14 protein-coding genes and 1 tRNA gene are annotated in these 14334 nt (G+C 59.0%); 9 read left to right on the forward strand and 6 right to left on the reverse strand.

What is annotated here, in order from left to right:
* Window positions 1-11 precede the first annotated feature (11 nt).
* Window positions 12-911 carry a DUF3515 domain-containing protein gene (locus tag CORTU0001_RS04620; protein ID WP_034668164.1) on the reverse strand — a complete coding sequence of 300 codons (900 nt, stop codon included), beginning with the start codon at window positions 909-911 and terminating at the stop codon, window positions 12-14.
* On the opposite strand from CORTU0001_RS04620, the gene CORTU0001_RS04625 reads away from it, so the two are divergent.
* The 8 genes from CORTU0001_RS04625 to CORTU0001_RS04660 are packed head-to-tail and all read left to right on the forward strand — an operon-like array spanning window position 859 to window position 8080.
* A complete protein-coding gene (locus CORTU0001_RS04625) occupies window positions 859-1896 on the forward strand; it encodes a thiamine-phosphate kinase (protein ID WP_084771629.1) in 1038 nt (345 codons plus the stop codon). The genes CORTU0001_RS04620 and CORTU0001_RS04625 overlap by 53 nt on opposite strands.
* 2 nt (window positions 1897-1898) lie before the next feature.
* A complete protein-coding gene (locus CORTU0001_RS04630; RefSeq protein WP_005327795.1) occupies window positions 1899-2537 on the forward strand; it encodes a uracil-DNA glycosylase in 639 nt (212 codons plus the stop codon).
* A gap of 10 nt (window positions 2538-2547) precedes the next feature.
* The gene (locus CORTU0001_RS04635; protein ID WP_005327798.1) at window positions 2548-3891 is read left to right on the forward strand and encodes a DAK2 domain-containing protein; all 1344 of its coding nucleotides are present in this window, start codon (window positions 2548-2550) and stop codon (window positions 3889-3891) included.
* Between the two features lie 2 nt (window positions 3892-3893).
* Complete coding sequence (locus tag CORTU0001_RS04640; RefSeq protein WP_005327801.1) at window positions 3894-6026, forward strand: ATP-dependent DNA helicase RecG; 2133 nt, start codon at window positions 3894-3896, stop codon at window positions 6024-6026.
* 19 nt (window positions 6027-6045) lie between these two features.
* Entirely contained in the window at window positions 6046-6258 is a 213-nt protein-coding gene (locus CORTU0001_RS04645; RefSeq protein WP_005327804.1) for a biotin/lipoyl-containing protein, read from the forward strand.
* Window positions 6259-6840: a 16S rRNA (guanine(966)-N(2))-methyltransferase RsmD gene (gene rsmD / locus CORTU0001_RS04650; RefSeq protein ID WP_005327807.1), complete on the forward strand. Its 582-nt coding sequence runs from the start codon at window positions 6259-6261 to the stop codon at window positions 6838-6840. It abuts the gene before it with no gap.
* Between the two features lie 26 nt (window positions 6841-6866).
* The gene (coaD, locus tag CORTU0001_RS04655; protein ID WP_005323291.1) at window positions 6867-7340 is read left to right on the forward strand and encodes a pantetheine-phosphate adenylyltransferase; all 474 of its coding nucleotides are present in this window, start codon (window positions 6867-6869) and stop codon (window positions 7338-7340) included.
* The gene (locus CORTU0001_RS04660) at window positions 7337-8080 is read left to right on the forward strand and encodes a sulfite exporter TauE/SafE family protein (RefSeq protein ID WP_005327809.1); all 744 of its coding nucleotides are present in this window, start codon (window positions 7337-7339) and stop codon (window positions 8078-8080) included. The genes coaD and CORTU0001_RS04660 overlap by 4 nt, the downstream gene beginning before the upstream one ends.
* A gap of 83 nt (window positions 8081-8163) precedes the next feature.
* On the opposite strand, the gene CORTU0001_RS04665 is transcribed toward CORTU0001_RS04660, so the two are convergent.
* Genes CORTU0001_RS04665 through CORTU0001_RS04680 form a run of 4 tightly spaced genes read right to left on the reverse strand, consistent with a single transcriptional unit; the run spans window position 8164 to window position 11597 of the window.
* A complete protein-coding gene (locus tag CORTU0001_RS04665) occupies window positions 8164-8928 on the reverse strand; it encodes an amino acid ABC transporter ATP-binding protein (protein ID WP_005323289.1) in 765 nt (254 codons plus the stop codon).
* Window positions 8928-9881: an amino acid ABC transporter permease gene (locus tag CORTU0001_RS04670; protein ID WP_005323288.1), complete on the reverse strand. Its 954-nt coding sequence runs from the start codon at window positions 9879-9881 to the stop codon at window positions 8928-8930. Before CORTU0001_RS04670 ends, CORTU0001_RS04665 begins: the two co-directional genes overlap by 1 nt.
* Window positions 9874-10761: an ABC transporter substrate-binding protein gene (locus CORTU0001_RS04675; RefSeq protein WP_005327810.1), complete on the reverse strand. Its 888-nt coding sequence runs from the start codon at window positions 10759-10761 to the stop codon at window positions 9874-9876. The genes CORTU0001_RS04670 and CORTU0001_RS04675 overlap by 8 nt, the downstream gene beginning before the upstream one ends.
* Window positions 10761-11597 (reverse strand): DUF368 domain-containing protein, encoded by an 837-nt coding sequence (locus CORTU0001_RS04680; RefSeq protein WP_005327817.1) that lies wholly within the window; start codon window positions 11595-11597, stop codon window positions 10761-10763. The genes CORTU0001_RS04675 and CORTU0001_RS04680 overlap by 1 nt, the downstream gene beginning before the upstream one ends.
* Window positions 11598-12022: 425 nt before the next feature.
* Here CORTU0001_RS04680 and CORTU0001_RS04685 point away from each other — a divergent pair, with 425 nt between their 5' ends.
* On the forward strand, window positions 12023-14206 hold the full coding sequence (locus CORTU0001_RS04685; RefSeq protein WP_005327820.1) for a LamG-like jellyroll fold domain-containing protein: 2184 nt from the start codon (window positions 12023-12025) through the stop codon (window positions 14204-14206).
* Window positions 14207-14259: 53 nt separating this feature from the next.
* On the opposite strand, the gene CORTU0001_RS04690 is transcribed toward CORTU0001_RS04685, so the two are convergent.
* Window positions 14260-14333 (reverse strand) — tRNA-Leu (locus CORTU0001_RS04690).
* Window position 14334 lies beyond the last annotated feature (1 nt).

Below are 14334 nucleotides of genomic sequence, written 5' to 3' on the forward strand. Positions count from 1 at the left end.
CCAAGCGCTGCTTATTTTTCGGCCGTGTGCTCTGCGAGCACATCGCCAATTTCCACCAGTGCCGCCTGCGCGGCATCTTGTGGGGCGTGTAGCGCAAGGTAGTCCTCGCGGCCGAGGGCAAACCACGTGCCCGCGGTCGTGCCATGGGCCAAGGTGGTGTCCTCGAACCACGGAATATCGTTGACCTGTTGGAGCTTGACTCCGGCGCGATAGTTCTCCGGCTTGGCTACGCCGCATCGCGCAACGATGTCTTCGCGGCCTTCGGCACTCCATACATAGGTATTCTTATCCTCAACCTCGCGGCGGCTGTATCCCTCAGCCACCGAATCGGGCAGGGCCTTGTCTACTTCTGCGCACATCTGGTCATTCCCCGCCTTGAGAGCCTTAAGTGGCGCCTCGTGGGCAGTGGCAGGCTTTTCTTCGAGGGAAGAGAGGGCGTCGTTCAGCTCGCCCGGCTCTGCGTCAGTGGAGGCAGTGACCGCGACAACGGGGAAGCGCTGCGGCGCATACCAAGTGGTGAGGTTGGAGCCGGGGGTGGCATCGCGCACCTGGAACCACTGTTCGCCTTCTACGTCCTGGGTCTGGGAGTACTCGGTGTACTGGAAAGGCATATCTACGCCACAGCGCACGGTGACCTTATCCTCTGAGGTAGTGGCCCAGGCCGCGACGCCCGAAGGCACGGGCTCGGCAATATCGGCACGTGGCCTATCCATGACCTGATCCGGAAGGGCGTCGATAAAGCTGCGGCAGGCTTGCGAGTCTGCCTCCTTAGACTCCACGGGGGAGACCGCCACTGGTGCTTTGGCGACGTTATTGAATACGTATTTTGCGCCGAAAAGGACCGCCAGAACCATCACTATGGACAACCCAAGTGAAATGAAGATCGCGGTGCGGTTAAATTGGGATGTCATAAGGGCTCATAGTATCGAAAGGAAGCTGGTGAACTTAACTCAGACTCTCGCAGATGTGGGAGAACGCGCCGCCATCCGGGAAATTACCTCCGTGGCCTCCAGTAGGCTCAATGGAGACGATGCCGCGGTACTGCCCAGCGCGCCGCCGAATTCCCGCACCGTGGCGGCCACTGATTTGATGGTGGAGGGACGTCATTTCCTGCGCGAGTGGTCTACCCCGCGCGAGATTGGCAAGAAGGCCATCTTGCGCAATTTTGCCGATGTGGAAGCTATGGGTGCCCGTCCGGTTGCTGCCCTGCTTGCAATCGCCGCGCCAGGCGATACCCCGGTGCCCTTCGTACGTGGCATTGCCGAGGGAATTGCGGAACATAGCTCCTTCTATAACGCCGAGTTGGTAGGCGGCGACCTCACGAAGTCTGATCTCTTGGTCATCAATATCACGGCCGTAGGCTTCCTGGGCGGCAGCCTTCCCGCCTTGACTTTGGACGGGGCGCGGGCCGGCCAGCAGGTGGTAGCGCACGGCAAGATCGGCCACTCGGCCGCCGGCTTGGCCTTGTTGGAGCGCTTCGGCCGGAACCTTCCTGCAGGGCATGAGCACCTGCAGCCGCTTATCGACGCCCACTGTGCCCCCTGGCTCAACCCCGGCCGTGGCGTCATCGCCCGCGCCGCCGGGGTCACCGCCATGACCGATAACTCAGACGGTTTGATTCAAGACTGCACGACGATGGCCGAGCATTCCTGCGTGCACATGGACTTGGATCCGCAGGCCTTGCAACCGGAAGAATTGCTGTGCCAAGCCGCGGATCTACTCGACTGCGACCCGTGGGAATGGGTACTCAGCGGCGGCGAAGACCACACCCTCATCGGCACGACGGCAAAGGACGCCCCCTCCGGATTCCGAAAGATTGGCACCGTAACCCGCGGCTGCGGGGTTACGCTGGGAGGCACGACACCGAGCTATCAGAAAGGCTGGTTGAGCTTTTAACCATGCACCCCACCTACCACCCCTCTTGGGAGCCGATGCTGGCACCGGTAGTTGAAAAGCAATGGCCACAGATTTCTCACGCTCTTGAGGGGCAGGACTATTTGCCCCCGGCTGAGGATGTCTGCCGTGCGTTGCAGATGCCGCTGGATGAGGTCCGCGTGCTCATTGTGGGCCAAGACCCTTATCCCACCCCAGGACACGCCATGGGCATGGCCTTCTCCACTCGCCCGGGTGTGAAACCGCCGCGTTCCTTGGTCAATATTTACCGCGAGCTGCACGATGATCTGGGTATCGACGGCCGGGAAGACGGGGACCTGAGCGCCTGGGCGGACCAGGGAGTGCTGTTGCTTAACAGGGTGCTTACCGTAGCCCCAGGCCAGGCTGGATCGCACCGCCGCATCGGCTGGGAAGAGATTACCGAGGCTGCCATTCGCGCGCTCAACCGCAGCCCCATGGTCGCGATTCTCTGGGGCCGGGATGCGCAAGCATGTGAGCGCTTTCTTCCCGACGTCCCCTGTATCAAGTCCCCACATCCCTCGCCGCTATCTGCCAGCCGCGGCTTCTTTGGTTCCCAGCCCTTTTCCCGGGCAAACGCCCTTTTGCGGGACCAAGGCGCACAGGAAATAGACTGGCGCTTGTAAACTGTTGCGCATGTCCTACCCCAGCACGCTGGATTCCCACGGAATGCGCAATTGGGCCACCCGCGCCGTGGGGGAACTAGCCCATCGCCGCGATGAGATCAACGCGCTCAATGTTTTTCCTGTACCGGATTCCGATACGGGCTCGAATATGGCGCACACCATGGAGGCAGCGGTTGCGGAGCTCGACAACGGTGGCGATGTCGCCGATTCACTCGCGCTCGGGGCGGTGCGTGGTGCCCGCGGAAACTCGGGAATGGTGTTGTCGCAGGTTCTGCGCGGCGTGGCCGAGTCAACGGTGGACTCAGTTATCGACGGTGTCGTCTTTGTCCGTTCCCTCAAGCAGGCCGTGGAGCTGGTGGACCGGGCTATCGCCGAGCCGGTGGAAGGAACAGTTATTACGGTTTTGAAGGCAGCAGCCGAGGCTGCCGACGACGCTCAAGCGCAGTCAGGCGCAACCTTGCACAGTATTGTCAGCGCCGCAATCACTGCCGCGCGAATGGCCCTCGAGCGCACTCCTTCGCAATTACCAGCCCTGCGCGAGGCAGGAGTGGTGGATGCTGGCGGCGCCGGCCTCGTCATCCTTTTAGAGTCTCTCCTCGCAGAAATTGAAGGCTCGGCCGGACACACAGGCCTGCCTGAACCGGAGCCGGAAACTGAACTGGAAGTTGTCTTTTTCTTTGCGGGAGATATAGACACGCTCCAGGCAGCAATCGAACCGTTGGGAGACAGCCTCGTTATCGCTCGGGCCACCGAGGACAGCGCTAATGTACATATCCACTCCCGGCAGGCAGGCAAAGTCATTGAAACCGCCTTTGGTACAGGAAAGGTAACCAACCTCCACCTGGAGGTGTTGCCTCCTCACACCGAACCTGCCTCCGAAGAGCCGATTTCTCGTAGAGTGTTTGCCGCTGCACCAGCCGGGCCCATCAGCGATCTTCTGGCATCTGCGGGGGTTAGCGTTGTGTCTCCGGATGATCCCATTGCGGCTAAAGACGAGGACATCGTTCTTGCTACCGGCGTGAGTTCGCAGACCGCTGCTGGGCGAGTAGTGCCCGCGCAATCTCTGGCTGCAGCCTTAGCCGCGATCTCCGTCTATGAACCGGATAACCCAGATACTGGTGCCGTCGTTGCTGCCATGCGTGATGCTGCCAAGTCCATGCGGGTGGCTTACCCGAGCCAGGAAACCCCGCAATCAATCATTGCCACTTGCCGCGATCTCTTAGCAGAAGGCGGTGAGCAGATCACAGTCTTAAGCGCCCTTGACCTAGACCAGGAGGACCTAGCTCAACAGCTTCGCGTGGACGTTATGGCACTGAAAGTACCGGATATCGCAACCGAAATCGGAGTGGAATAGCAATGCTCGGCTGGCAGGACAATCGCCCTTTGACAGAGGTGCTTGCGGCGAAAGACGCCGCGAAGATTACCAAAGCACTGGGGTATGAGACCTGCGGCGAGCTCTTAGCTCACTATCCGCGAGACTATATCCGCCACAACAAGGACGTCGGACTAGGAGATGCTGCGGAGGGCGATATCGTCACGGTTACCGGAACTATTACCGGATTCACCCGCCACGACTCGGGCAAGACCACCATCATCAATGTGCAGCTCGATGGCAGCATCATTGCGACTTTTTTCAATGCCAATTACGTGATGCGGATGTTGCACCGCGGACAGCGCGTCATGATGAGCGGCAAGCTCAAATTCTTCCGCAACCAACCTCAATTACAGCAGCCGGACTTCGTAGAGATCGATGCGTTCGGCCGCCCCGATGGCGAACTGGATGATTACCGCCAGCCAGCGGCCGAATCCGGCAAGAAGCACCGCCCAAAGGCCACCGGCTCGCTGCGGAACCTGTCGCAGTTTGGCAGGCTCGACCAGCTCCTCTTGGAACGTGAATGGATACCGGTGTACCCGGCCACGTCCAAGGTGACCTCGTGGTACATCATGGGCGCTATCCACTACGTCTTATCTAAGACCCCGCCGATTGAGGAACCGCTGGATTATCAGATGATCATCAGCCTCGATAAGGCAGTGCGGGAAATCCATGAGCCGGGGGAGGCAGGCCCGTACCGTGCGATTCAGCGGCTGAAGTACAACGAGGCTTTGTCTATTGGTTTGGTGATGGCATTACGCCAGCGAGATGCCGAAGCCCGCACCGCTTCTACCATGCCAGCTACCTTAGGCGGCTATCGCGAAGAATTGGTGAGCCATCTGCCCTTTGATCTGACTGAAGGGCAGCGGCGCGTCATCAGCGAGATTGAAGACGATCTGGCTCGTCCGCTGCCCATGATGCGCTTGCTGCAAGGTGAGGTTGGCTCTGGCAAAACCATGGTGGCTACCTGCGCTATGCTGCAGGCTGTTGACGCAGGAACGCAGGCCGCGCTGTTGGCGCCTACGGAAGTGCTCGCCTCCCAACACGCTGCCTCCATCGGGACCTCGGTTCCCGAAGGGGTCAAGGTGGTACTCCTGACCGGCTCCATGCGTACGGCGGACAAGCGGCAGGCATTATTGGATATTGTCTCCGGTGACGCGGACATCGTCATTGGAACCCATGCGATTATCCAAGACAGCGTGGAGTTCTTTAACCTGGGATTGGTCGTCGTGGATGAGCAACACCGGTTTGGTGTAGAGCAGCGCGATAGCCTGCGGTTAAAGGCGCGTGAGGGACTTAGCCCCCACGTGCTGGTGATGACAGCAACGCCGATTCCGCGCACCATTGCGATGACCGTCTTTGGCGACCTCGCCGTATCAACGCTGACCGAGCTGCCCGGTGGTCGCAAACCTATTCAGTCAGCAGTGGTGGCCGAGTGGCGGCCGACCTGGGTGCTGCGCGCACTCGAGCGGATACGCGAGGAGGTTGCCCACGGCCATCAGGCCTATATCGTTTGCCCGCGCATTGAAGGCAAAGGCGGAGTTCTAGAGCTTGCACAGCAGTTAGAAAACGGTCCCTTCAAGGGACTACGGATCGCCATTTTGCATGGGAAGATGCCCAATAAAGACGAGGTAATGACGTCATTTGCCAGGGGAGAGATCGATATCCTGGTCTCTACCACGGTCATTGAGGTGGGCGTGGATGTTCCCAATGCCACGGTGATGCTCATCCGCGAGTCCGAGCATTTCGGCGTTTCCCAGTTGCACCAGTTGCGTGGGCGTGTGGGACGAGGCGGCAATGCCTCCGTCTGCCTTTTGCACACGACGGCAGCCGATAACACTCCGTCCTTCCGTCGTATCACTCAGATCGCCCAAACGTCCTCGGGTTTTGAACTGGCCGAGCTTGATTTGCGCCAACGCCAAGAGGGCGACATCTTGGGCACCATGCAGTCCGGAACGCACCGCACCTTGCGGCTACTGAACTTGGCGGATGACCAAGACATTGTGGAGCGCACCCACACGGATGCGCGCGCCATGGTGTTGCGCAATCCCGAGCTGGCTGAGGAACTCACGCGCAATTTGAGCGAAAGCGAACAGGAATACTTGGAGAAGAACTAAGACGGGTTAACCTAGAAGCATGAAAATTTACGCCCCCTTCGCGGGCATCGTCCGCTGCCATGTGAATGTGGGAGACACTGTTGATACCGGAGTACCGCTTGCGACCGTTGAAGCCACGAAGCTCGAGGCTCCCGTAGAAAGCCCGGGACCAGGAAAGGTCCACCGTATTGTGGTCTCTGACTTTAGTGACGTGGTGGGCGGAGACCTTTTGATGGAGATTGGAGAAGCATAAATGACGCGCATTATTGCCGGCGAAGCCCGCGGACGCACCATTAAAGTGCCTGCAGAAGGAACTCGGCCTACCGCAGACCGCGCCCGCGAAGGGCTGTTTTCGTCCCTCACTGCACGGTGGGGCTTTGCTGGATCTTCGGTGCTCGATCTTTTTGCTGGCTCTGGTGCCCTGGGCCTAGAGGCGGCGAGCCGAGGGGCAGAGGAAGCAGTACTGGTGGAATCTTCGGCCGATGCAGTGAAAATCATCCGGCACAACATGGGCGTCGTCAAGCATCCCGGCGTGCGCGTGCAAGAGATGAAGGTAGGCACCTACCTGGCTAGTGCCCCGCGCAAACACTTTGACCTGGTGCTTGCGGACCCGCCCTATGCTTTTGATGAGGTGGATGCACTCATTGCTGCCATCGAACCGGTGCTTACTGATCACGCAATGGTAGTAATTGAGCGCCACGTCGATTCCGCGGATACGGTGTGGCCTGCTGGTTTTGAGCCCACCGGCCAGAAGCTGAAGAAGCGCACCTTTGGCATCGCACGTATGGATATGGCGGTTTATACCCGTCCCGGCAGCGAGGACGCCGAAGACTAAACCCCTGAAAAGAAAGCGAAAGTAGCATGACTAAGGCCGTCTGCCCTGGATCCTTCGACCCCGTCACCTTAGGTCACGTCGATATCATCAATCGCGCTAACCAGATGTTTGATGAGGTCACCGTGTTGGTAACCGGTAATCCCGACAAGCCCTCAGGGCTCTTTAGCGTGGAGGAACGCATGGAACTTATCCGCCAGAGCGTGGATTCTTCCATCAAGGTGGATTATTGCTCCGGGCTGTTGGTGGACTACACCACGGAGCATGGGGCAGACGTCCTAGTGAAGGGACTGCGTAGCTCTCTGGATTATGAATATGAGCTGCCCATGGCGCAGATGAACCGGCGCCTTTCGGGAATCGATACTGTCTTCCTACTCACGGACGAGAAGTACGGCTATATCAGTTCCTCGTTGTGTAAGCAGGTAGCAAAGTTTGGCGGTGACGTAACGGGTATGTTCCCCGAATCCGTAGGCCGTGCGGTAAAGGAGAAATACCGGCAGTGAGCCTCGCACTGGTTATTTTCCTCGTCGTTGTCGTTGGTTCGACACTGCAGCGGGTATCCGGAATGGGGCTCGGTCTCATCGGCGGTCCCATCCTCATGCTCATTATGGGGCCGGTCGAAGGAATCCTCGTCATTAACGTTCTGGCCTGCATAAATGCGATTCTGACCACCTATTCCGTGCGTGAGAATGTGAGCTGGAAGAAGTTCGGACTTATAGCTCCAGTTATGGTGATTGGTTCCTTGGCCGCGGCGTTGCTCATTAGGCGTATGGACACGGCAGGGCTCATGATCGTAGTGGGCGCTGCGCTTCTGGCCGCATTGGCCGTAGTGACATTTGGAAAGAAGTTTGTCCCGCCGATGGAGGGCAAAGGCCCTGCCATCTCCGCCGGTATTCTCGGCGGCTTTACCAACACCTTGGCCGGCGTGGCCGGCCCGGTTATTACCGTCTACGCCCAGGCGGCAAAGTGGCCTCAAAATGTCTACGCAGCTACGCTGCAGCCGATTTTTGTCGTAGGCGGATTCTTTTCCGTGATGACCAAGACGCTTACTGGTGCGGCGCATTTTGATGGCCTGCCTTGGGTGATGTGGCCCGCCGGAGTATTAGGTATGTTCGTCGGCATTTGGGCCGGCACCCGGATTGCTCGGCGTGTTCCACGAGAAAAGGCCCGCGTGCTCTCATTAAGCGTTGCCGGGTTGGGCGCGGCCAGCGCACTGATTCGGGGTATTTTGACGCTTTCGTAGGCGCGTGAGCCACGACAAAGCCCGCCGGTCCTCTTTGCTGAAGAGGCGGCGGGCTGAAGGCACTCTGCGGAGTGTAGTGGGGGCTATAGCAACGAAGCCAAAAAGTCCTTGGTGCGTGGTTGTTGCGGGTTATCCAAAACCTCAGCTGGGCTGCCGGACTCGATGACCACGCCGCCGTCCATGAAGAAGACCTTATCGGCTACCTCGCGCGCAAAACCCATCTCGTGGGTGACGACGAGCATGGTCATGCCTTCAGCTGCGAGGTCCTTCATAACGCGCAGCACTTCGCCGACGAGCTCGGGGTCGAGGGCGGACGTAGGTTCGTCGAAAAGCATAAGCTTAGGATCCATAGCCACCGCACGAGCGATGGCAACGCGCTGTTGCTGTCCGCCAGAGAGCTGCACCGGGTAGTTATTGGCCTTGGAGGCCAAGCCAACGTCCTCCAACAGCTCCATAGCGCGGGCGCGGGCGGTCTCTTCCGGAATCTTTTTCACCTGCACCGGTGCCTCGATGATGTTTTCAATCACCGTGCGGTGGGGGAAAAGGTTGAAAGACTGAAAGACCATTCCGATATCGGAGCGCTGTTCTGCGGCTTCCTTCTCGCTGATCTCATAAAGGGTGCCGTTCTTTTCGCGGTAGCCAATCAGCTCGCCGTCGACGTAGAGGCGGCCCGCCGTCGCCTTATCAAGGTGATTGACGCAGCGCAGGAAGGTGGACTTGCCGGAGCCCGAGGGGCCTAACAGGCAGGCCACTTCGCCGGGCTGGACCTCAAGGTCAATGCCTTTGAGGACCTCGAGCTGTCCGAAGGACTTATGGACGTTCTGGGCGGAAATCATGGGAGTAGCCATTAGTTTTTAGCCTCCGAAATCACGGATACGTTGCGGGGGATGGTTCCTTCAGCGTCTGCCAGCGCAGCAAGTTGGCGGCCGGTGAGCTCGCGGGTGGCACCGCGCTCAAAGCGGCGCTCCAGGAAGTACTGACCCACCATCAGCAGGGAAGTAACCACGAGGTACCAGGACGCTGCGACCAGCAGCAACGGGATGGGCTGGAAGAGGGCGGCGGAAATATCCGTGGAACGGCCGAAGATCTCCTCGGTATAAGGAATGGCCACCACGAGGGAAGAGGTCTTGAGCAAGGAAATGAACTCATTTCCTGTGGGCGGAATGATAATGCGCATGGCCTGCGGAAGGACGGTGCGGCGCATGGTCATCCACCAGGACATGCCCAGTGCCTTGGACGCTTCCTTCTGCCCCTCGGGAACGGAGGTGATACCGGAGCGCACAATCTCGGCCATATAGGCGGCTTCATTAAGCCCCAGGCCCATCACCGCAAGGAAGAAGGCGTTGGTGAGGATCGTCTGCAAAGACACCTCGGTAAAGCCCAAGTTGATGGATTGGTAGATGGCGGAGAGCAGGCCCCAGAACACCAGTTGCACATAGATCGGCGTGCCGCGGAAGACCCAGAGGAATATCCAGGAGACGCTGCGCAGCACCGGGTTGGGGGACATGCGCATAACCGCAAGTATGGCACCACCCACAACGCCGATGATCATTGACAAAATGGTGATGGCAATGGTGTGCAGGGAGGCAAGCGCAATGCGCTTATCAAAGAGATACTGGAAGTAGGTGTCCCAGCCAAAAGCCTCGTTGCGGGCGGAGGCGATGATGAACCACACGGCGAGCACGATAAGCAGGCCGGCGAATACCCAGCGCCACGGGTGGCGTAGAGGTCGCGCCTCGATCTTGGCGGGCTTTTCCTTAGGCTCTGCCGTAGCTGGCGTCGCCGCATTTTCATTAACCATTGATCGGCCTTTCATTAATCATTGCCTGGTCTATTAAGCCATCCTCGATGCCCCAACGGGACAAAATTTCTGCATACTCACCGGTTTCGATGAGGTGTTGCAGTGCCGCAGCTGAGGCCTTGCCCAAATCGGAATCCTTGGGTACGGCAAAGCCATAGGGCGATGCTTGGAACATATCGCCTACCTGCCGCATCTTTCCTTCGGAGCGATTGACCGCCCACGCCGTTACTGGGGAGTCTGCGGACAGGGCATCTGCGCGTCCCATAAGTACCGCCAGCGCGGCGTTGTCACCGGTGTCATAAGACAAGACTGTGAGATCGCCGTTGCACGCATCCTTCTTGGGCCGCACATCGTCGGTTTCAGATACCGTGGTGCGCTGCACCGCAACGGTCAAGCCGCAAGGATTATCCGGGTCAACCTTTTTAGGTCCGTCTACTCGTTCGGCCCACTGGATGCCGGCGTAGAGGTGATCTACAAAGTCGAATTCATTGCGGCGCTCGGGGTTATCCGTGAATCCGGATGCGCCCATATCAATCTGGCCCGATTGCACGGCGGGCAGGATCATGGAGAAGTCCTGTTCCACGGGCTGGAAATCGAGTCCCAAGACGCCGGCAACGGCGTGCGCAAGATCGAGTTCAACGCCCTGGAGCGCCCCGTGGGAATCCTTAAGCTGAAATGGAGCATAGGGTGGGTTAGTTCCGGCAGTGAGGACGCCATCGTTGTCGTCATACATGGCGGCAATTTCCGGCACCATTGCGGAATGGGGTTCTTCCCAGCCCTCCGGAGTGGAATCTTCCTCGTTGGTGACGCAGGCGCTTAGACTCAGCGTGGGGACGAGGACCGCGGCGATAATCGCGCGGCGAGAAAACGAGCGCGGCATTACTTTTGCGCCGTCCTTTCATCTATAGCGCGGGCTTTCTTCATATCTACGACGATGAACGCGGAGACGATGAGTGCACCGAGGATGAACATGCCGATGATGATGCCGCTAGAGGCATCTTGGTCAGCTCCCCAGGGCCACAGGGCGCGCAGAGAACCGAGCATGAAACCTGCCATGGCCATCAGCGTGGGGGCGCGGTGGTGATCCAGCAGGAAGTTCAACACCTTGATAAACGCCGCAAGGCCACACAGGGCACCCAGCGCGAAGACGGCGATAGTGCCTAGGTCACGATCTGAAACGGCGCCAATGATGGGCTGGTAGAGGCCCATGGTCAGCAGGATGAGCGAGCCGGAAATGCCTGGCAGGATGAGTGCACATACCGCGATGGCGGCGGCGAAGAAGACCACAATAAGGCTGGGGTTCTCGTGCGGTTCGGAGGTGAAGCCGGTGATGAAGAAGATTGCGATCGTGGCAACGACGAACGCGATGATGGACGAGGGGCGCAGCCTCTCCTGCTTAGAAAGCATGGATAGCGGTACAAAAATGGACACAGCCACCATGCCCAAAAAGAGCGCTCCGGAAGCCGATACGTGATTTTCCACGAAGTTAGAAAGCACGGTGGACATTCCGAAGACGGCGATGAACATGCCGATCGCTACGGAGATGAGGAAGCTCCATTCCACCTTCTTGAAGCGGCCGGAGATGAGATCGTTGGCGTTGTGGACTGCGCGTTCATAAATGCCCACGATGAGCGCCACGGTGCCACCGGAGATGCCCGGTACGAGCTCGGCCATGCCGATGAGGGCGCCGCGGATAGCGTTCAAAATGTACTGCATAAAATAAAAATCTACCTGGGAGGGGGCTGGTGCGGAGGGCGACTGGCCTAGTAAGGCGGCAGAAAGGTGCCGAAGTGGGAGGCTAGGCGAACCGCTGTGAAGCGTAATGCATATCTTTCATTAAAGGATGGTTAGCTACCTGCCGCGGGAAGGGAGGAACTTTTCCCTAACCGTAGAGGTAAAACGGTATTCACGAATATTCTGTCAGTTTAATACACCCCAATGCAACTATGCAGTTCGGGGCAGGATATACGGACTTGGCCACAGTGGGATAGTCCATTCAGAAGCAACCATAAGTTTCCCATTATTCAGTCTCCTGTTTACGCGGGCGTCAACTAGCTGAAAGCTTCACGTCCTAGAATCCCTTGCGTATTCCCGCCATCTCCCCTGAGCAAGCATCCCTTTCCAGTCTTAAAGGACTCTCTATGAAAAATCGTTTCGTCCTGCCTGCGCTAACTGCAACCGCGGTGGTGGGAAACCTCGTTGTTGTACCGGCCGCAAGTGCTGCGGATTTTGGGGCCGAGGGGGCGTCGCCAAGCGAGGGCTCTCGTTTCAGTATTGGCGTCTTACCGGATACCCAGTTCTACTCGCGCTATTCCACCCCGGAGACGGGCAACTTGGCCCAAGCTCGCTACGGAAGCGAACCCTATTTGGCCCAAACTCAATGGTTGGTAGATCACCAAGACGAGCTGAACATGGATTTTGTCACCCACTTGGGCGATGTCGTCGACCAATGGAACGTGGAGGGCGAATGGCAGGTAGCCGATAAGGCCATGCAGGTCCTCGACGATTCTGACCTGAACTACTCCATCCTGCCCGGCAATCACGACATGGACGTCGAGGGTGCGGCGGCTCACCCGTATGACAAGTGGTTTAGCGCCGATCGTGCCAAGAACGCTAATCCGGAGACCTTCCAAGAGCGCTACACTGCGGTCAATAATGACTCCGAGGCTCACATCTTTGAAGCCGAGGGGCAGAAGTACCTCAACCTTGCGCTGGGCTGGCGCGCCGATGAGAAGGCCCTTGCGTGGGCGCAAGGCATCATCGATAAGCACCCCAACCTCCCCGTCATCGTCACGACGCACGAAGCCCTTAATATCGATGGCGAGGGCAACGTTTTCTATTCCGATGACTATGGCAAGGGCCTGTGGGATACGTTCATCAAGCGCAACGACCAGATCTTCCTGGTGATGGGCGGCCACCACCACGGTGCGGGCTACCGCGTGGATAAGAACGATGCCGGCCACGATGTCGTTTCCATCTTGCAGGACTATCAGATGGCCTATCAGGGCGGAAATGGTCTGCTGGGCGTGCTCGAGTTCGACCTTTCCGGCAAGCAGCTGGAGATGACCGCGCTCTCGCCGTGGGTGGCGCAGAAGCCGCACGAGGAGCTGACGCAATTCGATAAGCTCACCCTGGATGATCAGGGCGATAGCTACGCCATTCCGTTCGACTTTGAGCAGCGCTTTTCCTCCTTTTCCCCGGATTTCACCGTGGGCGAGGGCCACCAGCCGGACCTAGCGCAGCGTGCGCGCGACATCGCCGCGGAAGGCTATAGGCCCTATACCATCGCGGAGGATGAGTTGCCCACGGGCGCGGATGACTTTGCCAAGAACGACCACACCGTATTCCACTGGCGCCCGGGCCAGGCCCAAGACAAGGACGGGCATGCGCTTGCCGACGGCGCCCCTGCCGGCCGCGGCACCACCATCCCCGATATTGCCAGCGATTCGGGCAGCGACCTGCATCGCTCTGGCGCCATGCTAGGTGATCGGGTGACCTATAGCTCCGATCACCACCCGCTGTCTTCTGATGCCGGCTCCCTCTTCTGGTCCGACCCTGCCGGTAAGGTCGGCAACGCCGAGTTCCGCACCGACAAGGGAGCGGCCGCCAATAAGGTCGACACCACCAAGGGCTACACCTTCGAATCTTTCGTCAAGATTCCTAAAGACTTCAATGGTGCCCAGCATGGCTGGGGAAGCGCGCTTAGCCGCGACTCTGCCATCAACAAGCTGGTGGACGGCTCTGAGGACACGGATCCCACCGTCATGTTTGGCATCTCTAACCTGCGCGAGCTGCGCTGGTGGGCGGAGCCGAAGCAGGGAAGCGGTTCTACCGTATGGTCCCACGAGGTGCCCAAGGATGAATGGATGCACATTGCCGTGGTCAATGATCCACAAAGCGATAGCGTGGAGATGTTCATCAACGGCGCGCCTATCTTGCGTAATGCGGTAGGTGCCGAAGGCCTTCTCCCTCGCGACCTGCAGTGGGTCATGGGCGGCGGCTTTGACAACCAGCGCCCGCAGGACCCGTGGTACGGCTGGATCGGCGAGACCCGCCTGACCCAGGGTGTTCTGGGCAAGAACGAATGGCTCACCGCCCGTGCACCCGGGGGCGGCAAACCGGCCGATACTACGCAGCCAGCCGCGGGCAGCTCCGCATCGAGCACCGGCACGAGCTCCAAGCCCGCAGTCTTGGGAGCACTCCTCGGCATCGCAGGCATTGCCGGACTCATCGGCCTAGCCCTGCCGCAACTGAAGGCCTCGATCCCGCAAATCAACGCGCTCCTGCGCAAGTACCACCTGCCAACCCTGCCTGACCTGGGCTAAAGCAAAGGCCTCGGTTTCCCTGACTTAGTGGAAACTGAGGCCTTATCTCGTTGTGCCCCTGGTGAGACTCGAACTCACACTGGACGGGTTTTGAATCCGTTGCCTCTGCCAATTGGGCTACAGGGGCG

The sequence above is a fragment of the Corynebacterium tuberculostearicum SK141 genome, from assembly GCF_000175635.1.
Lineage (GTDB): Bacteria > Actinomycetota > Actinomycetes > Mycobacteriales > Mycobacteriaceae > Corynebacterium > Corynebacterium tuberculostearicum_C.

What these genes read in the sequence shown, in the direction of transcription:
- CORTU0001_RS04635 (WP_005327798.1), top strand. Translation starts at nt 2,548, where the DNA reads ATGTCCTACCCCAGCACGCTGGATTCCCACGGAATGCGCAATTGGGCC.
- CORTU0001_RS04670 (WP_005323288.1), bottom strand. Translation starts at nt 9,881, where the DNA reads ATGGTTAATGAAAATGCGGCGACGCCAGCTACGGCAGAGCCTAAGGAA.
- CORTU0001_RS04630 (WP_005327795.1), top strand. Translation starts at nt 1,899, where the DNA reads ATGCACCCCACCTACCACCCCTCTTGGGAGCCGATGCTGGCACCGGTA.
- CORTU0001_RS04680 (WP_005327817.1), bottom strand. Translation starts at nt 11,597, where the DNA reads ATGCAGTACATTTTGAACGCTATCCGCGGCGCCCTCATCGGCATGGCC.
- CORTU0001_RS04665 (WP_005323289.1), bottom strand. Translation starts at nt 8,928, where the DNA reads ATGGCTACTCCCATGATTTCCGCCCAGAACGTCCATAAGTCCTTCGGA.
- coaD (WP_005323291.1), top strand. Translation starts at nt 6,867, where the DNA reads ATGACTAAGGCCGTCTGCCCTGGATCCTTCGACCCCGTCACCTTAGGT.
- CORTU0001_RS04640 (WP_005327801.1), top strand. Translation starts at nt 3,894, where the DNA reads ATGCTCGGCTGGCAGGACAATCGCCCTTTGACAGAGGTGCTTGCGGCG.
- CORTU0001_RS04685 (WP_005327820.1), top strand. Translation starts at nt 12,023, where the DNA reads ATGAAAAATCGTTTCGTCCTGCCTGCGCTAACTGCAACCGCGGTGGTG.
- CORTU0001_RS04675 (WP_005327810.1), bottom strand. Translation starts at nt 10,761, where the DNA reads ATGCCGCGCTCGTTTTCTCGCCGCGCGATTATCGCCGCGGTCCTCGTC.
- CORTU0001_RS04625 (WP_084771629.1), top strand. Translation starts at nt 859, where the DNA reads ATGGACAACCCAAGTGAAATGAAGATCGCGGTGCGGTTAAATTGGGAT.
- rsmD (WP_005327807.1), top strand. Translation starts at nt 6,259, where the DNA reads ATGACGCGCATTATTGCCGGCGAAGCCCGCGGACGCACCATTAAAGTG.
- CORTU0001_RS04620 (WP_034668164.1), bottom strand. Translation starts at nt 911, where the DNA reads ATGACATCCCAATTTAACCGCACCGCGATCTTCATTTCACTTGGGTTG.
- CORTU0001_RS04645 (WP_005327804.1), top strand. Translation starts at nt 6,046, where the DNA reads ATGAAAATTTACGCCCCCTTCGCGGGCATCGTCCGCTGCCATGTGAAT.